The 19,128-nt window shown below is 38.2% G+C and carries 19 protein-coding genes and 1 tRNA gene; 16 read left to right on the top strand and 4 right to left on the bottom strand.

All coding sequences use genetic code 11. The annotated features are described in order from the left end of the window. Positions 1-5: 5 nt before the first annotated feature. The 7 genes from LVY74_RS01980 (at position 6) to LVY74_RS01950 (ending at position 5,837) form a co-directional block, all read left to right on the top strand. Positions 6-1,964 (top strand): hypothetical protein, encoded by a 1,959-nt coding sequence (locus LVY74_RS01980; RefSeq protein WP_237813603.1) that lies wholly within the window; start codon positions 6-8, stop codon positions 1,962-1,964. Then, positions 1,957-2,187: a hypothetical protein gene (locus LVY74_RS01975; RefSeq protein WP_237813602.1), complete on the top strand. Its 231-nt coding sequence runs from the start codon at positions 1,957-1,959 to the stop codon at positions 2,185-2,187. Before LVY74_RS01980 ends, LVY74_RS01975 begins: the two co-directional genes overlap by 8 nt. 61 nt (positions 2,188-2,248) lie before the next feature. Then, positions 2,249-2,524: a phage holin family protein gene (locus LVY74_RS01970; protein ID WP_237813601.1), complete on the top strand. Its 276-nt coding sequence runs from the start codon at positions 2,249-2,251 to the stop codon at positions 2,522-2,524. Position 2,525: 1 nt separating this feature from the next. Continuing rightward, complete coding sequence (locus tag LVY74_RS01965; protein ID WP_237813600.1) at positions 2,526-2,747, top strand: hypothetical protein; 222 nt, start codon at positions 2,526-2,528, stop codon at positions 2,745-2,747. 58 nt (positions 2,748-2,805) lie between these two features. Beyond that, positions 2,806-3,426, top strand: a complete 621-nt coding sequence (locus tag LVY74_RS01960) for a lysozyme (protein ID WP_237813599.1) — start codon at positions 2,806-2,808, stop codon at positions 3,424-3,426. A gap of 100 nt (positions 3,427-3,526) precedes the next feature. Further along, a complete protein-coding gene (locus tag LVY74_RS01955) occupies positions 3,527-4,513 on the top strand; it encodes a DUF4238 domain-containing protein (RefSeq protein ID WP_237813598.1) in 987 nt (328 codons plus the stop codon). Between the two features lie 325 nt (positions 4,514-4,838). Beyond that, positions 4,839-5,837 (top strand): P63C domain-containing protein, encoded by a 999-nt coding sequence (locus LVY74_RS01950; protein WP_237813597.1) that lies wholly within the window; start codon positions 4,839-4,841, stop codon positions 5,835-5,837. A gap of 386 nt (positions 5,838-6,223) precedes the next feature. Here the strand turns inward: LVY74_RS01950 and LVY74_RS01945 are convergent. Beyond that, positions 6,224-6,300 (bottom strand) — tRNA-Ile (locus tag LVY74_RS01945). A gap of 159 nt (positions 6,301-6,459) precedes the next feature. Here LVY74_RS01945 and LVY74_RS01940 point away from each other — a divergent pair. From LVY74_RS01940 to LVY74_RS01900, 9 genes are all read left to right on the top strand, one after another. Then, on the top strand, positions 6,460-7,716 hold the full coding sequence (locus LVY74_RS01940) for a site-specific integrase (RefSeq protein WP_237813596.1): 1,257 nt from the start codon (positions 6,460-6,462) through the stop codon (positions 7,714-7,716). Positions 7,717-8,171: 455 nt separating this feature from the next. After that, positions 8,172-8,615: a hypothetical protein gene (locus LVY74_RS01935; protein WP_237813595.1), complete on the top strand. Its 444-nt coding sequence runs from the start codon at positions 8,172-8,174 to the stop codon at positions 8,613-8,615. Positions 8,616-8,684: 69 nt separating this feature from the next. Further along, positions 8,685-9,011, top strand: coding sequence for a hypothetical protein (locus tag LVY74_RS01930; protein ID WP_237813594.1), 327 nt, complete (start codon positions 8,685-8,687; stop codon positions 9,009-9,011). A 112-nt stretch (positions 9,012-9,123) separates the two neighbouring features. Then, complete coding sequence (locus LVY74_RS01925; protein ID WP_151778698.1) at positions 9,124-9,549, top strand: hypothetical protein; 426 nt, start codon at positions 9,124-9,126, stop codon at positions 9,547-9,549. A 336-nt stretch (positions 9,550-9,885) separates the two neighbouring features. Beyond that, a complete protein-coding gene (locus tag LVY74_RS01920; protein ID WP_237813593.1) occupies positions 9,886-11,217 on the top strand; it encodes an NAD(P)/FAD-dependent oxidoreductase in 1,332 nt (443 codons plus the stop codon). Between the two features lie 529 nt (positions 11,218-11,746). Continuing rightward, positions 11,747-14,689 carry an FAD-binding and (Fe-S)-binding domain-containing protein gene (locus LVY74_RS01915; RefSeq protein ID WP_237813592.1) on the top strand — a complete coding sequence of 981 codons (2,943 nt, stop codon included), beginning with the start codon at positions 11,747-11,749 and terminating at the stop codon, positions 14,687-14,689. 189 nt (positions 14,690-14,878) lie between these two features. Beyond that, complete coding sequence (locus tag LVY74_RS01910) at positions 14,879-15,232, top strand: hypothetical protein (RefSeq protein ID WP_237813591.1); 354 nt, start codon at positions 14,879-14,881, stop codon at positions 15,230-15,232. Between the two features lie 333 nt (positions 15,233-15,565). Then, positions 15,566-15,949, top strand: a complete 384-nt coding sequence (locus LVY74_RS01905; protein ID WP_237813590.1) for an RcnB family protein — start codon at positions 15,566-15,568, stop codon at positions 15,947-15,949. Between the two features lie 89 nt (positions 15,950-16,038). Further along, positions 16,039-16,383, top strand: coding sequence for a DMT family transporter (locus LVY74_RS01900; protein WP_237813589.1), 345 nt, complete (start codon positions 16,039-16,041; stop codon positions 16,381-16,383). 14 nt (positions 16,384-16,397) lie between these two features. Here the strand turns inward: LVY74_RS01900 and leuE are convergent, their stop codons facing one another. The 3 genes from leuE to LVY74_RS01885 all read right to left on the bottom strand — a co-directional run bounded on the left by leuE (position 16,398) and on the right by LVY74_RS01885 (position 19,083). Beyond that, entirely contained in the window at positions 16,398-17,063 is a 666-nt protein-coding gene (gene leuE, locus LVY74_RS01895; RefSeq protein ID WP_237813588.1) for a leucine efflux protein LeuE, read from the bottom strand. 72 nt (positions 17,064-17,135) lie between these two features. Beyond that, positions 17,136-18,116: a transaldolase gene (gene tal / locus LVY74_RS01890; RefSeq protein ID WP_237813587.1), complete on the bottom strand. Its 981-nt coding sequence runs from the start codon at positions 18,114-18,116 to the stop codon at positions 17,136-17,138. Positions 18,117-18,189: 73 nt separating this feature from the next. Beyond that, positions 18,190-19,083 (bottom strand): LysR family transcriptional regulator, encoded by an 894-nt coding sequence (locus LVY74_RS01885; protein ID WP_237813586.1) that lies wholly within the window; start codon positions 19,081-19,083, stop codon positions 18,190-18,192. Positions 19,084-19,128 lie beyond the last annotated feature (45 nt).

Here is a 19,128-nt window from a genome sequence, read left to right as displayed (position 1 = left end):
AAAATGTGGGTGTTATTCCAGATGACCTAGATGGGTTAAATATCACTTTAGAATTTGAGGATGATGCCACTGAATCATTAGATTTAGAGTTTAACGATGGTTCAGGCGTTGTATTAGATTTTGAAGAACTTGCTACAGGTTCAACCGATTTAGAGTTTATAGATAATGAACTCATCATCACAACAGGTACGCTAGATGCTTATGTTGATTTAGGCATTTTAAGTGATATACAGGCACTTAAAACACTGGTCACAGGCTCACTGGATGCTTTTGTCAATCTGTCATGTATTGCTGATATACAAGCCCATTTCGATATTAACTTTAACTTGGGTTTAAGTCTTGGATTTACAGCAGGCTACCAAAGCGCCACAGCACATATTCAGGCTTTAGCAATACCGTGGCAGAAACCAATACATAAGGCGCTATTACGCGCCTTTTCTTTTGCACGTAGTCTAGGAATAGGTAACGGCGTTTCAATCGAATATGAGCGAACCACAACGCTTAGCCGCACTGTAAAAACCACATTTGAAAAAGCGATAGGCTTACAACCTTCTGTTTTTATTGCGTGGCAAGTAGATGAAGCTATTCGATTAAAGCAGGCATTGCCGTGGCAAGCCGCTAAACAAACATACCAGGATACCGCCGTTCATTGGGTTGAACTAGAACACCAGCGCAAAGCGTTTACATATTCGCATGAAGTGGCCCAAGTCTTTGAAAAGCACTATTCATTTGAGTTCGACAAGGGCCTAGAGCTGATCACCTCTAGTTCAATCAATTGGGAACATGGACAGGCTATTTATTACAGAAAACATGCCGTTGATCCGTGGCCAGATCCAGTAACACAAGAATATGAAGGTACAGGCGATTTTGATTTTCAATGTTTATGCATAGATGTGGATGCAGATAACATCATTTTAGATTTTGGAAATGATGATTGTATTCCGCAGATTGCACCAGTCCAAGGTTGGCATATTGTGAATGATGTACAAATTACAAGAGAAGATACGGGCGACATTGTCCATGTTTTAAATGGTCGTGTTGGTTCTGATCGCTCTAAATGGTGTTGGGATTTCAGCTTAACTGTGCCAGCAAGTCAGATCAATAAAACACGTAGTACCGATGGCAATCCCGTTGTTTTAATTGTGTCGATAAATGGCAAGAATTATCGAATGTTAGTTGAAGATCGCTCACAGTCGATTCAATTTGCAAATAATACCTATACCGTGACTGGACGAAGCCCAACAGCGCTACTTGATGGGCCTACATCACCAACACGGACGTTTACGCAAGAAAATGAAAGAACGTCTGTGCAATTGGTTCAGGCAGAATTAGACCGTGTGAATAGCACAATTGCTTTGAATTGGGAGTTAATAGATGCACTTGGTTGGATTGTGCCAGCAGGGAGCTTTTCTTATTCAAATTTAGCGCCTATAGCGGCAATTAAGCTGATTGCAGAGGCAGGCGGTGGCTTTGTTTATAGTGAGCCTGATAGCAATGTTCTAAGCATCAAATCACAGTATAAAAAAACGTATTGGGATGCGATTGAAATGTCTGAGTATGACCGTATTGTTCCTGCTTCTATAGCAACAAATATCGGTATTAGTGACACACGTTACCCTGAATATAACGCCGTTTGGCTCACCAACGATAAAACAGGTGATGCCTATAAAATCGTTAAAACGGGTACAGATGGCGCAACACAGTACGAAACCCAAAATAATCCACTTTATACGGCTGCTTCAGCTTACGGTAATGCTGGTAAGGCATTTCTAGCTAAAGCTGGATTGGTTGAAGTCCATACTCTACAGATGCCAATTTCTCAAACTGTAGGTCATTGTGAGCTTGGTGAAATCCTAGCTTATGACGGCGAATGGTGGGGCATTGTCGATAAAGTGGACATCTCTTTTACATACGACAAAGTTATTCAGACTGTTGACGTTGAAAGGGTGGTGATAGATGAGTAATCCATATCAGAAATTTTTAGATTTATTGCCTAAAACGCCTGAATTTATAGGAAATATCACCAGTGCAGACCACCCAAATTACAAAGTTTTAGTTGTAGATGGCACAGGTACTTTGTTATGTACCAGTGCAGTTAAATTTAGTGTCGGTGATCGTGTTTATATCGCTGGCACTGAAATAAAGCGAAGTGCGCCGACTGGAACTGTTGGACGCATAGAAGTTTAAACTTTAAAACAATCAGGCACCCAAACGGGTGCTTTTTTATTGCCAAAAATAAGGGGGATTCATGCAGGAGCATGAGAAAACATTTCTAACATTATTCACTTTGGGAGCAATCATTGGCTTGGCTAAATTGCTGGTCTCCAATGAAAAACTGACTGCTCGTCTGGTGATTGGTCGAACACTGTTAGGCTCAGCCGTTAGCGTCATTGCAGGCGTTGTTGTGATTCAGTTCCCAGCAATTCATCCATTGGCATTGGTGGGGATTGCATCGGGTTTAGGCATCGTTGGTAGCGCCTTCATTGAAACATGGTTAAAAGGTAAGTTAAAAAACTGGAGATAGTATGAAATTCATTGATGAGAATGCATTGAAGTATTTAAGCGTAAAGCTCCCATATTTGGGGGCTTTTTTAATTTTGGCAGCCAACATTCTGCAATGGTCACTGGACTACAAGCTGATGCCTGTAGAGTACCAGCTGATTGCTTCAACAGTTGTTCTGCCAGCACTTTCACATCTGGGTAAAAAGATTTATCAGCCCGAATTACATGATGATCAGGCTGATTAAACACCATTCACCATGACCGCCTTCGGGCGGTTTTTTTATGCATATAGGAAAGCAAAATATGAGCGTAGATCAAACTCAACAGATCGCCCAGGCATATAGCTGGCTTCGTGCCATGTCGGGTGGACAATTGACACAGGCACAAGTTACCGCAGGCGATGCAGTCATTGAAAAAAATGGACTGACAGTGTTTGCTCAAATGATCGGTTTTGAATTGAAAGCCACCACAGTCACAGGGCAACGTGATATTTCAGATCAGGGTTATGTGCTGATCCGCCAGTCAGAAGGCTTGCGTACCACGGCATATCTGGATACGGGTGGAGTCTGGACGATTGGCTATGGAACAATCAAATATCCAGATGGTAAATCAGTCAAAAAAGGCGATAGCTGTACTCAGGCACAAGCTGAATTTTGGTTAAAAAATGATTGTGAATGGGTGGATCAATGCCTGGATAAATACATCAAGATCCATGTGACTCAAAATCAGTTTGATGCTTTGGCCAGCTTTGTGTACAACGTCGGTGAAACAGCATTTGTTAAAAGCACTTTACTAACACTGTTGAATCAGTCCAACTTTACTGCTGCTGCCAGTCAGTTTGATCGTTGGGTATTTGACAATGGTAAGCGGATTCAGGGATTGGTGAATCGTCGGGCAGCTGAAAAGGCTTTATTTATGGTTTGAGAATAGCCCTCAAGTGAGGGCTTGCTTATATTGCCTATTTAAAAATATGTCTACTGCTGTATAAATATATGTAATATTAATAATTAGTGTGGTGATAGATATGGATAAAATTAAGGCAGATACCCCAAAAAAACAACATTATGTGCCTCAGTTTATATTGAGAAATTTTTCATTCAGTAAGAAACATCAAATATTTGCATTTAATAAGTCCCAAGTAAAAAAATTTATTACCACTGTTAAAGATAGTGCCAGTGAGAACGGTTTCTATAACTTAAACATTGGTGGAGAAAAGTATACATTAGAGTATAAATTGTCAAAATTAGAAGCAAGATGCGGTGAAGTGATAAAAAAAATATGTGATGATGAGTCAATTAAAAATATTACCGATGAAGACCATCAATTTCTCTGTATATTTGTTGCTAGCCTTCTTCTGAGAGTAAAAAAGCAACGAGAGGTTATTAATCAACTAAATACCAGTATGGCCGATTGGCTAAAAAATATGGGAATTGATCCTAGTAGCGTTGGAAATTTTAAGTTATTAGAAAAAGAAGAAATAGATAAGTTACATATCTTATTCACTGATGAAAGCGTATTTGACATATCAGACCACTTATACCGAAAGCATATAGTACTTTTAAAAGCACCATCAGGGGCAAGTTTTATGATTAGCGACAATCCTGTCGTTATGTATAACTATTGGCCTAGGGAGTTTAGAGGGAATAAAGGAGTTGGACTCCCTGGTATTGAAATACAGATTCCATTATCAAAAAAATTAAGCCTTTCATTTATTTGTCCAGTTTTTATCTCATCTTTGATAAAGGCAGTGGATTCTATAAAGACTTGCAAATCTAGTAATCATAAAATAAGTGATCTAGATAAATTACATGCCGAAATATTAATATCATCAATTAAGGAAGGTATGGCAAAAAAAGTTAGTGAAAAAATTGTCAGATTCTATAATTCATTACAAATTCAGGATTCTCTTAACTATATATATTCAGATAAAGACGATTTTTCACTTGCTGAGGATATGATTAAAAGAAACCCTGATATTACTAATGGCAGAGTAATATTAACGGATTTATAAACTGGATATGGCTGTAGACAGTTTTGTGGTTGCTTGGGATTCCAAGCCCTTAATCATCTACCCCAAAAACTCATCTTTCTTTTTTACTGGATAGTTTTCAGTATGTCGCTTACCCGTGAGCTTATTAGTCTATTTTGTCGTATGGACACGGTTGATAAATACAATGACTGTAAAGCGAAGCATGCAGCATTGGTTGAAGCAGTGAAATAAGGATTTCTCATTAATAAGTATGAATATATGCAAGCATAATATTAAAAAATATGCTTGCAATTGGCTTTTGTGAAAAGCATAATGCAAGCATGATAATTATTTAAGATGCTTGCAAATGACAGAAGAAAACCCAAAAAAAGTAGAAGGAAAGGCAAAAGGAGCTGTTGCTAGAGCTAGTAAATTAAGTCCAGAACGCAGGAGTGAAATAGCTAGACATGCCGCATTAGCTAGGCATAAAGCTAATAAACCGCTTATTGCTATTCGTAGGGGTAATTTCAAGGATGACTTTAATTTAGATATTGATTGTTATGTGTTAGATAATGAGAGTAAAACAGCGGTTATTAGCCAACGAGGCATGGGTGCTGCTCTTGGTTTAACAGGTGGTGGTGGGTCTGCATTCACCCGATTTATTAGTGGGGTAACGATTAGTAAATACATCAGCCCTGAACTTAGTGAGAAAATTAAAAATCCAATTATTTTTCAAAGCGGTAATACAGGATTAGGCAGTCCCGATCTAACAGTTTTTGGATATGATGTAACCACTTTAATTGATGTATGTCAGGCAATTTTAACTGCCGATGAGTCTGGTGATTTAAAGTCAAATCAAAAGCATGTTGCTATTCAGGCAAGAGTTTTATTATCAGCTTCCGCAAAGTCTGGAATACAAGAATTAGTTTATAAGATTTCTGGATTTGATTCTTCAAAAGAGCAATTTATTCAGGCTTTTAAACAATTTGTAAATGATGAAGCGAAAAAATATGAGAAAGAATTTCCTTTGGAATTGTATGAAGAATGGGCTCGAATCTATGATATCAAATTACCAGAACGCGGATGGCCATGGGAGTTTAAACATTTAACTGTTAAACATATCTACCACCCACTCGCCAAAAGCAATGGTAAGCTACTATCTTTACTCAGGGAATCTAAATCAAAAGATGGAGATAAAGGGAAGAAGCTATTCCAATTTTTGAATGAAATAGGAACAAGGGCATTGAGAATGCATTTGGGTCGTGTTCTAGAAATGGCAGAATCATCTTCAACAAAACAAGAATATGAGTTGAAAATTGATAAAAGATTTGGTGATCAGCATAGGTTGCCACTAGATGATGAGTAGATAGCAAACCTCCTTCGGGAGGTTTTTAACATTTATGCTTCATTATTGCTGGAATTGAGTTTTGTCAACCAAGACACCCCACTTTAACTAAGTCGGAATTTTTGCATAAAAACTTTAACTGAGAGCATCACTCAAAACCATATACTGACTTTTCAAACCCAAAGCCCAACCATACTCTTTGTAGAAAGGCTGCCCATTTTTGATCGTGTGCTCAATGTAGAAGTAGAGCCATGTTTTCATGCTAACCCTGTTCTTGTATTTTTGGTCATAGCATAGACCAAATTTCATGTAATTAGTATTTATTTGAATTGCTTACATAGTGCTTACATGGATTCATAAAACAAAAAAACCACTTAGAATTAATGCATCTAAGTGGTTGTTTTATTTGGTGGGCCCACCGTGACTTGAACACGGGACCAACGGATTATGAGTCCGCTGCTCTAACCAACTGAGCTATAGGCCCTCTAACAAGTGAAGCGAAATATTATCAAACACTTGGGATGTGTGCATACTAATCAATATTCTTGTAATTATCAAGTATTTTCTATAAGTAGACGCATGGTAGACCGTAGAAAGTATTGTGATATATTGTTTAATATAGCAACAGATTGCGATTTTATATATGTCATCTCAAAGAGTAAAGCTAACAAAGTCATTTATTGACCAACTAGAGTTAGTACCATCGATCTATCGAGACTCTGAGTTGATTGGCTTTGCTGTGCGTGTAAATGTTAATTATAAATCCTACATTGTTGAGAAAAAGGTCTTAGGAAAGACGGTTAGGTCTACTATAGGTCTACATGGGAATATCACCTTAGTTCAAGCAAGAGAAATAGCTCGTGAAAAACTCCTCTTGATGTCACAGGGTATTAATCCTAACGAAGAAAAAAGAAAAAGAATTGTTGAAGAAGATGAGCGAATAAATACCGAAAAGCAAAAGCCGACTGTCAAGGCTGCATTTGACAATTACCTAAATCTCAAATCACTCAAACCAAGAACAGTTCAAGACTACATTATCGTACGAGACAAATACCTCGCAGACTGGCACAACTTTAAACTTGATGAAGTCTCAGGAAAAATGATTCAGGAAAAACATGCCGAGCTTAGTCAAAGGAGTAAGGCACAAGCGAATATGGCTATGCGTGTTTTCTCAGCTATATATAACTTTTCAGTAGAACACTATCTTGGTGAAGATGACCAGCCTTTACTCGTTCCATACAATCCAACAAAAACACTCAGTGCAAGAAAAGTTTGGAACAAAATTAAGCGCCGTAAGACCTATATTAATGAAGATCAATTATCAGACTGGATAAGAGCAATCTTTGAATATCAAGATCGAGGTCAGGCGCTTGAAACTAATCGGGACTTTATTTTAACGCTAATCCTGACGGGCTTTCGTAGAGATGAATGTGAGTCTTTACCATGGTCGAGTATAGACCTGAAATATGGAACCATTACGTCTATAGACCCAAAGAACGCTGAGCCGCATATGCTACCTATGGGGGAATTCTTACTTGAGCTAATGAAAAAGCGTAGACGCAACATTCAAAGTGAATTTGTATTTCCATCTGCAAAATCGCAGTCTGGACATATCGTCAATATTTCCAAAGTCAGATCAAAGATTAATGATCTGTGCGCCGTGAAATTTACATTCCATGATTTACGCAGAACATTTGGCTCTATAGCTGAGGGTTTGGATTATGGTCACTACACCATTAAGCGGCTACTGAACCATAAAAAAGACAGTGATGACAATGACATGACATCTGAATATATACAAGTGAGTGATAAGCGCCTATATGAAGCCATGAATGAAATAGAAGATATCGTATTGAAGCACTATAAAGCAGAGTTTATTGAAAAGTTAAAACAGCAATAAATAAGCCCACATGATGCGGGTTAGATTTAAGCTGTATGTTGCATTCGGTGGCTGTTAACGTACTCAGCAACATCTTTCTTTTTGTAGAGTGCTGTTTTTGATGTTGGTTTGAAAAATGGAATTCCTCCGCTTTCACAGTGTTTCTTTTGCAGCCACGGTAGCGAGAAGCCATCGGTCAGGGCAATCACTTCGGGGCTAAAGTTAGAATCTTCTTCAAAATTTTCTGGTCATTCAAACTGAGGTACGTGATCTACCTCAATTTGCATAAAATAAATTAAAATAATCTATAATGTTAACGCATTTCTTAAATAGACTGCTTTTATAACGGTTTAGAGATTCTTTTGTGCTGTTTTAGCCGTAAAAGAGACTAAAAAATAACAATAAAAGCTGTTTCATGATTATAAATCACAATCCACTCAATAACAGGCAGTGGATTTTATTTTTGGGAAAATTCCATGTTGCTGATGCATCCGTTGACCAATCAAACATTCAAAATACTCGGGCTTTTGATTTTATCTTGTATGTTGACTGCCTGCGATCAGGCATCTAAATCCGTCAGTGATTCAAAAGAAAAAAACTCAGACAAACCAAAATTTGAAAGACCCAAGGATCAGTATGGCTTAAAGTATTGGGTTGGGAACTTGGGTGGAAAGCCCGTCAAGCTACCTCAAACTATATTCTTAGTTTGGGAATATGATGACTCTCCTGATCTATGGGGTGGTACAGCAGAAGAGAAAAAAGCTTATAAAAAACAATCAAGAACCTATGACTCCGTCATGACAGACGTGAGTTTTGAAATGCGTTATACCGATGGCATGCTATATGAGTTTTATTATCGAGCTCCGCCAAAATCTAGAGACCTATATCGAGTTGAACATGACCGAGATGATAGTAAGTAGTTACGAGTCAATATCAATGCAGGGCGGCGTAGTGGCGGATTAGACTTAGATGCATTGTGGGGGAGTATTATGACAAAAGATCCAAACCCTATATTTAATTATCATGCCACAGGTAAAGAGTTGTATGGGTTGTCTGAATATAGGTTAGATCAAATACCTGATTATGGTGTTTCTGAAGATATCTATATGCATAAAAATAATCAGGGTCATGTAACAGCAGTTATTTACTGTGCCAATCTTGCACGCAGACCAAATTGTGAACACAACTTTTTATTGTTACCTGACTTTAAAGCAAAAGTTGTTGTGCGTTATAGACGGTCAAATTTAAAAGACTGGCAATTAATACAAAGTCGGGTTAAGCCTGTTTTACAGCAATATGTTGTAAACAAAAAATGATGAAAAAATTGAATAAATTTTTTAACTGAATCACTTGAAAAAAAATTCTAAAGATTTATAAATCTAAGTATGCAGTACAAAAAATATTTCAAGCATTTAATAAGGAAATCCTATGAAACTCATCGACATAGAAGCTTTAGTTAAAGTAGCAGACTGGCATCATCCAAATGGAACATCTGTGTATTTAGCAAAACAGGATATATTTTTAAAATTTGAGCTAGATGATGATCAGTTTTTAGACCATCGTTATTTACCTGAAAATATTAAAGCCTTTTATGATGCGCTGAATCAGCAGGCAAATATTAGTGAGATTAGTTTAAGAAAAGCCAGTTTTTATTATAAAAATCAGCTAATTCAAGTTGTTGATCTATATAAATTGGTACTCAGAGGTTCACTGACAGAACTATATTTTACTAAACCATTACATCAAGCTGTAGAAGATCACGCAATTCATGATGTCTTTTCTTTTACATTAATGAAGATTTTGAATAGCCCAGAAGCACTGAGCAAAATTAATCAGGTCAATGTTGCAGCTTAATTAATTTATATGATCAAAACCAGAATGACTCAACAGGATTGCAATCCAGTTTGATCATTCTTAAAGAGGTATTTATACAGCAAATTTAGTTCATGATGACAGAAGTCGATTGAACTATGAATTGATCCACAGCGTTTGTTGTTTACAAAGCTGTGGATTTTTTTTGTTCAAAATCTATTTATTTTATTTTGAAATGGTATATATTTATATATGTGATTATCTATAAAAATATTTTTTGGAAATAGAGAACATTTATAAAAAATAGGTATGAAACCCATTTTTTGATGAATTTAAACATTAGGGGTTTAAATCCATCAGAAAAGTTGGAGAGAGAATATGAATTCTCAAGTTAAGCAACAAGTTGTGCATCCGCATCGTATTGTGATTGTGGGTGGTGGTGCTGGTGGGTTGGAACTCGCAACCCGACTGGGCAACAGTATCGGTAAGCGTGGTCAAGCCCATATCATATTGGTCGATGCCGCATTGACTCACATTTGGAAACCTTTATTGCATGAAGTTGCGACAGGTAAATTAAATTCATCGGAAGATGAACTTAATTATTTTGCACATGCCAAGAAAAATCATTTTGAATTTTGTTTAGGTCGTATGAGTGATATTGATCGTGAGCAAAAGCATATTGTTTTGGAACAAATGGATTCAAAATCAGGGGAGATGATTGCACCTTGCCGTACATTGGCATACGACACTTTGGTGCTTGCAATTGGTTCAACATCCAATGATTTTGGTACGCTTGGCGCAAAAGAGCATTGTATTTTTCTAGATTCGCGACAGCAGGCAGACCGCTTCCAAAATGAATTTTTAAATTTGTATTTGCAAGCCCAAAGCAAAGTCGCAGGTCGTGGTGATGACACGATCTCCAACAAACGCTTGGATATTGCGATTGTAGGAGCAGGGGCAACAGGTGTTGAACTGGCAGCAGAGTTGCACTATGCAGCACATCAGTTTTGTAAATACGGTTTTAAAGTTTCCCCTGAAAATGTCCGTATCAGTTTAATTGAAGCATCAAACCGAGTTTTACCAGGGCTGTCTGAGCAAGTTTCTGCTTCGGCTCAGGCAGAGTTACTCAAAATGGGAGTGAATGTTTTAACTGAACATAAAGTGACGAAAATTGATGATTCATTTATTTATTTTGAAAATGGTCAGTCCTTACCTGCAACTTTGAAAGTTTGGTCAGCGGGTATTAAAGCGCCTGATTTTCTCAAAAATATTGCAGGTTTGGAAACGAACCGTATCAATCAGCTTATTGTTCATTCAACACTCCAAACAACTTTGGATTCGCATATTTTTGCGATGGGTGATTGTGCAAGTTATACCCCTGCTGGGCAGCAACGTGCAGTTCCACCGCGTGCCCAAGTGGCAAATCAGCAAGCCATTTTCCTTGAACAGGCACTCAAAGCACATATTGAGCAAGCTGGATTGCCTGAGTTTGTATTTAAGGATAAAGGCTCTTTGGTGTCGCTCAGTGAAAAAACCAGTGTTGGCAGTATTTTAGGGAATATTAACATTCAAGGTTTTTGTGCGCGGATGATGTACGTTTCTTTATATCGCTTCCATCAGATGGCTTTACATGGTTTTTGGAAAACCAGTGTCTTTATTTTAAAAGATCGCTTATCTCGATCGGCAAGACCTCCTTTAAAAATGCACTAAGCAAATAGAGATCATGGCAGTAAAAGCGTTTTAGAATGCTTTTGCTGCCGATTATTCCAATTTGTTTGGATGTTGTGAAAAAAAGTCATGGCGATTTTTTAAAAATAGCAGCCAGCGATCTATAGATCAAAAAATAGAATTGTTATGCTTAACATCGCTGAGCAGATTATCTGCCGAGCTTTTGATTGTTGATGCAGAGTAATCTAGTCATGCTGAATATTATGAAGCACCCTGTTTAATGGTATTTCAGTACATCTCATTGATCCCAATCATATTTGAAAGTATTGTCCAGTCTGATTTCGTGTATTGAAACACCCAATATTTGAGCAAAAGAAGGAAATCTTTGAGGCAGCTTTAGGGTGTTCAGTGTATGATCCGATACCTTATTATGCCTTGTGGCAGGATGAATCATTAAGCACTGCTTGAGTAGGTTGAAGAGAGACGATCTCTATTTTATTGCTGACTCAAACCCTCGTGAGTGATTCACCACAATCATTTTAATTTTAAGCCTGTTTATTAGACCCGAGTTATGACTAATCCAACACTGAATTCAGCCACTCAAGCATTTATCCAACAGTTACAGCCAGTTTTTGCGGGCGATATTGATGGTTCAGATGCAGCCAGACAAGTGTTTTCAACCGATAATTCGATTTATCAGTTTATTCCACAAGTGGTGATTTATCCGAAACATATTCAGGACTTACAAAGCATTATGCGTTTGGCAAGTCGGGATGAGTTTAAGTCATTGGTGATTACACCACGCGGGGGCGGTACAGGCACCAATGGACAGTCATTGACCAATGGCATTGTGGTCGATCTGTCTCGACACATGAATAAAATTTTGGATATTGACCCTGTGCGCCGTACTGCAACCGTGCAGGCAGGTGTGGTCAAAGATCAGTTAAATGTCGAACTGAAAAAGCACGGACTGTTTTTTGCGCCAGAGTTGTCAACCTCAAACCGCGCAACCATTGGCGGTATGATCAATACCGATGCCAGCGGGCAGGGCAGTTGTCGTTACGGTAAAACCCATCATCACGTTCTTGCGTTAAAAACAGTACTGATTAATGCTGAAATTCTGGATTCAAAGCCATTGAATCTACAAGAATTTAGCCAAGGTATTGCCGATAAATCTGAGTTTCAGAAAAAACTCTATCAGCAGCTTTTAGAGATTGTTGAAAATAACCAAGAACTGATTGAGCAGAGTTTTCCAAAATTAAACCGTTCGCTGACAGGTTATGATTTGCCTGCGCTGTATGACGAGCAAACCTTTAATATCAATAATATTTTATGTGGTAGTGAAGGGACGCTTGGCTTTATTGCTGAAGCGACAGTCAGTGTTTTACCGATTCCAAAACATCGTGCTTTAATTAATATTGGTTATGACAATTTCCAAAATGCGTTAAAAGATGCCAAAGCTTTGATGGCACTTAATCCATTGTCGATTGAAACGGTTGACTCTAAAGTGTTGAACTTGGCCAAGAATGATATTGTCTGGCAGAAAGTTTCGCCGTATTTCCCTGAGCCTGAAGCGCCTTATGTGATTCAAGGGATTAACTTGGTTGAGATTGATGCTGAAACGCCTGAAGCGCTTGAAGTATTAAAACAAAAATTTATTCAGCATTTACAGCAGGATGAAAGTGTTAAACGTCTCAGTTTAACGCTCGCCAATGGCAACCAGCAAATCACCGATGTTTATAGTATGCGTAAACGTTCGGTGGGCTTGCTCGGTAATGTGACAGGGGAAAAACGCCCGCAACCGTTTGTGGAAGATACGGCTGTGCCTCCTGAACATTTGGCAGATTATATTGCTGAATTTAGAGCATTACTGGATGGTCAAGGTTTAGCCTACGGCATGTTCGGGCATGTCGATGCAGGTGTATTGCATGTGCGTCCACTGTTAGACATGAAAGATCCTGAATCCGCGAAAATGGTGCAGTTGATCAGCGATAAGATCGTCGAGTTAACGCATAAATATGGTGGTGTGATTTGGGGGGAACACGGTAAAGGCTTGCGTTCAGAGTATGCACCTGTGTTCTTTGGCAAGTCTTATCCACTGATTCAAAAAGTTAAAGGCTTGTTTGATCCAAATAACCAGTTAAACCCAGGAAAAATTTCAACGCCAGACACACAGCCACAAGCCAGTTTGATCAAATTGCTTGAAGTGCCGCTACGTGGTGAATCAGACAAGCAAGTTGCTAAAAATGACTGGGAAACTTTTGGTACAACCATGCACTGTAATGGTAATGGCGCATGTTTTAACTTTGATTTAGATGATCCAATGTGTCCATCATACAAAGTGACCCGAGATCGAATTCACTCGCCAAAAGGTCGTGCAACTTTGGTGAAAGAATGGCTAAGACGTGAAAATCAGGGTGAGCAAACTCAAGCCTTTGACCGTGAAGTTTATGATGCTTTACATGGCTGTTTATCGTGTAAATCTTGCGCAGGGCAATGTCCCGTCAAGGTTGATATTCCAGATAGCAAAGCGCGCTTCTTGGAAAAATTCCATCAACGCAATTCACGTTCTTTAAGAGACTATTTGATCAGTAACTTAGAACGTTTTATGCCGATGATGGCAAATTTTGCATCGTTGTATAACTTTGTGCAAAAGCAAAAATTGGTGCAAAGCCTGCAACGTGATTTGCTCAAAGTCGTGGATATTCCATTGTTCCATCCACAAGCCAATGCTGATTTGTCTAAACTTGGTGCAATTCTGCTCAAACAAGATTGCTCAAATCTGCCTAAAGCCTCGGAGCAGGCGGTGATTTTGGTACAGGATGCATTTACCCGCTATTTTGATACTCCTGTGTTCTTGGACAGCATTGAATTGCTGAAAAAATTAGGGGTTCAAGTTTACATTTTGCCGTATTTTCCAAATGGTAAACCATTGCATGTGCATGGATTTATTCAAGAGTTTGAGGAATTACGTGCCAAGAGTAGCGCATTACTCAGTAAAGCAGCAGCTTCAGGTTTGGCACTGGTTGGTATCGACCCTGCGATGACACTGGTCTATCGTCAAGAATATCAGGCGCAATATCAACAGCCTGTTGCGGCAGCAAGCTTTAAAGTATTGATGTTGCAGGAATGGCTCGTTGCTCATTTGCAAAATTATCCTGTGCAAAATCTAAAGTCAGTTACAGCACAAACTTATTACTTGGCAGGGCATTGTACTGAACGCACCCAAGTTCCTGCATCGACTGCACAGTGGCAAAACGTGTTTAAAGCCTTTGATCTAAAACTTGAAACTTTGGCTTTGGGCTGCTGTGGTATGGCGGGTACTTATGGGCATGAAGCTGAGCACCGTGAGCTTTCGCAGCAGATTTATAGCCAGTCTTGGCAGGAGAAACAAAAGCAGCATGGCGCACACTTCTTGGTGACAGGTTATTCGTGTCGAACGCAGATTAAACGAATTGAACAGGAAACAGCAAAGCATCCAGTTCAGGTTTTAAATGCGATGCTGTCTTCTTAATGTTGTAGATTGAGAACATCATATACATTGGTTTTAGCTGTAGCTGATGTATATGGTGCTTATTTTTTAAAAGCTGTAATGAAAATTGAAGATTTCTAAAAATATAAACTTTTGTCAAAACATTAATCTATTTTAATACGTGTTTTTTTATATTATATTTATGTAAAATATTTGTAATTGATAAATCAAATGAAAAAACTCGCATTTACTGGACTAGCAATAATAACATCGATGACACAAGCACAGGAGATACACAAGTGTAATGTACATGGAGCAATTAGCTATCAGGCAGCCCCTTGTGCACAGGGAAAAGAGTTAACGCAGAAGAAAGCATCACCCACAGCTGAGCAGCAAAAGCACATCGTTCGTTATGATCCAAAGGTAGGGATGACAGCGGCACAAGTTGAGAATTCAAATTGGGGAAGTCCTCGCCATGTTCAACGTATTGTGACTGAAAAGGGAGCAGTTGAACAATGGGCATACAAAATGGGATATTTATATTTTAAAAATGGGGTTTTAGTTCTGATTCATGATTATGATTAAATCATCAGAATACAGATAAAATATAAAATATAAGGTTTTGTATATAAATATTGGTGTTATTTATCTTTTTGTTGTTGAATTGTTTTCATGATTGCTGTATAAAAAATATTCAACTTACCTAATCAAAAGGTGGGATATGACAACTTTAGAATTATTACTAACTTCTTCATCTGTTGTGATGCTTATGATTGTTGTTTATGCATTTGGTCAGATGTTTAATTGGGCGATGTAATATATAGATAAATGCTACATGAATAGGTGTATTTATTCATATTTTCTCTTGGATTTCATGGCGTAATAGGGCATAAGATTTACAAGTCTGGACATTCGTTCATGTTAAAGAGAAAAATATTCGCAGTAACTGCACTTTCAATTGCCATGTTGGGTTCGAGTATGGCAGTAATGGCTGATCCTTATGATGATCGTGGACATGGGTCTGATGATCACCAGTATATGGATTCCCGTATGCAACATAATGATGCTCGCCCATCTCATGACTGGCAACGTGGTCAGCCTATTCCTCCAAGTTATAATAATGGGCATTATCAAGTGAATGACTGGCGTGACCGTGGTCTACCTGAGCCGCCACGTGGTCACCGTTGGATGTATGTCAATGGAGAATATGTTTTGACTGCCATTGCGACAGGTGTAATTAGTGCAATTTTATTGGGTGCTATTTATGGTGGTCATGGACCTGATGCACCGCCAATGCCATAATCCAGTGATTGGGTAAAAAGCGTATAAAAATACGCTTTTTTTTATGAGTGTATGTTTTAAAATATGTTTTTTGATTGAGTTAAAAGTCAATGAACGTGATGCTGTATGCCTATCTGTTTTTAGCCTGTGCAATTGTTGCTGAAGTATTAGGAACAGCATTTTTGGTAAAATCACAAGGTTTTACCCAGCTTATCCCTTCTGTTTTGGTAATTTTATGCTATAGCATCTCATTCTATTTGTTATCTCAAGTGACTAAGACACTGAATATTGGTGTGGTATATGCAATTTGGAGTGGTGTCGGAATAGTATTTACTGCGATGATTGGCTATTACGCATTTAAACAAATTCTGGATACACCTGCTTTAATTGGAATCGGCTTTATTATTGCAGGTGTTCTGATTATGAATTTATTTTCCAAAACTTTAGGTCATTAATTTCCTGCATTTTCTTAAATTGTAGAAAATGCAAGTTTAGCACCGAAAGTCAAAAATAATACACCAACAGCACAGGTTGCAAGACTGGCAAGATGTTGCTGTCGAGAGAAATAACCTGCAAGTTTACGCCCACCAAAAATCAAACTGGTTAAATAGCTCAAGCTGATGCATTGTAAAATAACAGCTAAAATAAAAAAGCTCAGCATCGGCATCGTGCTATTCGGATCAACAAATTGTACAAAGAAAGACAGAAAGAACAGAATCGCTTTGGGATTCAGCAGACTAATGGTCAATGCAGTACGAAATGGGTGGAGTTGTTTAGGTTCTATCCCATTATTTTCTGGTGGTTCAGCAAGAACAGAACTTTTTTGTTTAGCAGTTTTCCAAATGCCAATACTGTGTAAAAATAATTTAAACCCTAGATAGCCTAAGTAACTAGCGCCCAGTACTTTTAAAACAGTAAAAATAATAGGATAGCTATGAATTAAAGATACTGCTCCAAGTACTGTAGCTAAAATCAGGATACTATCCCCTGTTAAAATCCCCAGCGCTGCTTGATACCCGCGTTTAATACCGTAGCGGGAGGCAGTTGCAAGTAAATACAATGAATTTGGACCAGGCAATAAAACAATTAAAATAGTTCCAATAATGAATTTTGGAAGATCAATAATCCCAAACACGATGAGCGACCATAAAGAAACCGAAATAGCGGTAATAAGCGATTTCGGTATGTGAAAAAGATAGGGTTAATATTAGAGCTTTAATTCTGCATTTTCACCAAAAGATTGGCGGAGTAGCGTATTTAATTGATCACGAGCTTTAATAAAACCATCAATTCCAGTTTGTAATAATTGAGATGCCATCAGATCGCGCTCTAAAGCAGTTTTGAAGTCATGCTCTAATAATTCAGGCGCAGTTTCATGACTAGAAGGAACGGCAATTAATTGTGCTTCAACATTTGACTGATCTTCTTGTAGTTGAGCCAATAAATTTGGTGCAACAGTTAACAGATCGCAACCTGCTAAGGCTAAAACTTGCGCGGTGCTGCGGAAACTCGCTCCCATAACTTCTGTTTTAACGCCATGAGATTTGTAGTAGTCAAAAATAGCCTTAACAGATAATACCCCTGGATCTTTATCAATTGGGTAATGATCAACATTTTCAGCTTTTTTATACCAGTCTAAAATGCGTCCAACGAATGGTGAAATCAGGGTTACCTGAGCATCTGCACAGGCTTGTGCCTGATGCAAACCAAATAAAAGTGTTAGGTTACAATGAATACCTTCAGCCTCAAGTACTTTCGCTGCTTGAATGCCTTCCCACGTTGATGCGATTTTAATCAAAATACGATTTTGATCTACGCCATAACCTGCGTATAGGGCTAATAACTCTTTTGCTTTTGCAATCGTGGCTTCGGTGTTATAAGACAGGCTTGCATCAACTTCAGTTGAAACACGTCCTTCAATCAGCTTAAGAATTTCAACGCCAAACTTAACAGTTAAAATATCAATGGTTCGTTCAATCAAAGCATCATGCGTTAAGCCTTCAGCTTTGGCTTGACCATAAGCCGCTTCAATTAATTCACGACTATTTTCTTGACTTGCCGCAGCAGTAATCAATGAGGGGTTGGTGGTGGCATCAAGTGGGCGAAATTGTTCAATGGCACTTAGGTCACTACTATCAGCAACAATTGTGGTGAGTTTTTTTAATTGGGATAAAGCTGAATCAGTCATTGTCTTAAACTTTATAGAACAGAAATTTTCAATTTCATTACTTATAGCATAGCTGTAGATAAAAAAAAGCAACTTACTGCACTTTTTTAAGGCGCTGTGAACGAACATGGTCAATCAAAAACTGGCTGGCTTGCCCCAATCGTGCTTCTTTATTCCAAACTAAATCAATGTAATAGTCGAGTTGAGGCGTAATATCCAAAATATCTAAAATTTTAAGTTGTGTATATAAAAGTGGGTTTTGTTGGAGCATCGTCAGTGGAAGCAACCCCCAGCCAAGGTTTTTCAGAATGAGCGAGAGTGCAAGTTGATGATTGTCAGTACGCCAATATTGGGAAGAAAATAATAGTTCAGGCTTAATATGACGATCTCTTGCAGTCACAATAACTTGGCGATAATAACGTAAAGTTTCAAGACTAATCTGCTGTTGCTGGGCTAAAGGGTGCTGCAAACTAACCACAGGAACAAGAGTTTCCTGTTTTAATTCAATAAATGATTCACGATGATCAAGAGATTCACGCTCAAACATCAGGGCAAATTGAACATCACCTTGCATCAGTATTCGTAAAGCATCTTCTTGAGGTGCAGAAAAAATATCAATCTGCAGCATGGGAAACTCATGTTCGAGCAGTGCGATATAGTCAGTCCATTCAGTGTGAATCAGCTCGGAAACCACAACAATACTCAGAGTTGATTCTAAACCTGTACTGAGCGCATGTGCGTGTTGAGCCCACTGTTGTATTTCTGTGAGTAAGAGCAGCGTTTTTTTATACAAAACATGGGCTTGATCTGTGGGTTTAGGCTCACGACCAATTCGTTCAAATAATTTCAGATTAAGATCAATTTCTAAATTGGCAATTGACATACTAATTGCAGATGGAACTTTACCCAGTTGTCGTGCAGCAGCAGAAAAAGAGCCAGTTTCCATGACTGTTTTAAAAATATTGAGTTGTTCTTGATTAATATTCATCTATCAATATTTCTGAAAGAATCTGATTCGATTAATCAAAATTAT

Source organism: Acinetobacter sp. ME22 (assembly GCF_022012315.1).
GTDB classification, from domain to species: Bacteria; Pseudomonadota; Gammaproteobacteria; order Pseudomonadales; family Moraxellaceae; genus Acinetobacter; species Acinetobacter brisouii_A.
This window is presented reverse-complemented; position numbering and strand designations above follow the sequence as displayed.

Excerpts from the sequence above, each read along its gene's own strand:
- LVY74_RS01975 (WP_237813602.1), top strand. The coding sequence starts at position 1,957 with ATGAGTAATCCATATCAGAAATTTTTAGATTTATTGCCTAAAACGCCT.
- LVY74_RS01970 (WP_237813601.1), top strand. The coding sequence starts at position 2,249 with ATGCAGGAGCATGAGAAAACATTTCTAACATTATTCACTTTGGGAGCA.
- LVY74_RS01965 (WP_237813600.1), top strand. The coding sequence starts at position 2,526 with ATGAAATTCATTGATGAGAATGCATTGAAGTATTTAAGCGTAAAGCTC.
- LVY74_RS01960 (WP_237813599.1), top strand. The coding sequence starts at position 2,806 with ATGAGCGTAGATCAAACTCAACAGATCGCCCAGGCATATAGCTGGCTT.
- LVY74_RS01955 (WP_237813598.1), top strand. The coding sequence starts at position 3,527 with ATGGATAAAATTAAGGCAGATACCCCAAAAAAACAACATTATGTGCCT.
- LVY74_RS01950 (WP_237813597.1), top strand. The coding sequence starts at position 4,839 with ATGACAGAAGAAAACCCAAAAAAAGTAGAAGGAAAGGCAAAAGGAGCT.
- LVY74_RS01940 (WP_237813596.1), top strand. The coding sequence starts at position 6,460 with ATGTCATCTCAAAGAGTAAAGCTAACAAAGTCATTTATTGACCAACTA.
- LVY74_RS01935 (WP_237813595.1), top strand. The coding sequence starts at position 8,172 with ATGTTGCTGATGCATCCGTTGACCAATCAAACATTCAAAATACTCGGG.
- LVY74_RS01930 (WP_237813594.1), top strand. The coding sequence starts at position 8,685 with ATGACAAAAGATCCAAACCCTATATTTAATTATCATGCCACAGGTAAA.
- LVY74_RS01925 (WP_151778698.1), top strand. The coding sequence starts at position 9,124 with ATGAAACTCATCGACATAGAAGCTTTAGTTAAAGTAGCAGACTGGCAT.
- LVY74_RS01920 (WP_237813593.1), top strand. The coding sequence starts at position 9,886 with ATGAATTCTCAAGTTAAGCAACAAGTTGTGCATCCGCATCGTATTGTG.
- LVY74_RS01915 (WP_237813592.1), top strand. The coding sequence starts at position 11,747 with ATGACTAATCCAACACTGAATTCAGCCACTCAAGCATTTATCCAACAG.
- LVY74_RS01910 (WP_237813591.1), top strand. The coding sequence starts at position 14,879 with ATGAAAAAACTCGCATTTACTGGACTAGCAATAATAACATCGATGACA.
- LVY74_RS01905 (WP_237813590.1), top strand. The coding sequence starts at position 15,566 with ATGTTAAAGAGAAAAATATTCGCAGTAACTGCACTTTCAATTGCCATG.
- LVY74_RS01900 (WP_237813589.1), top strand. The coding sequence starts at position 16,039 with ATGAACGTGATGCTGTATGCCTATCTGTTTTTAGCCTGTGCAATTGTT.
- tal (WP_237813587.1), bottom strand. The coding sequence starts at position 18,116 with ATGACTGATTCAGCTTTATCCCAATTAAAAAAACTCACCACAATTGTT.
- LVY74_RS01885 (WP_237813586.1), bottom strand. The coding sequence starts at position 19,083 with ATGAATATTAATCAAGAACAACTCAATATTTTTAAAACAGTCATGGAA.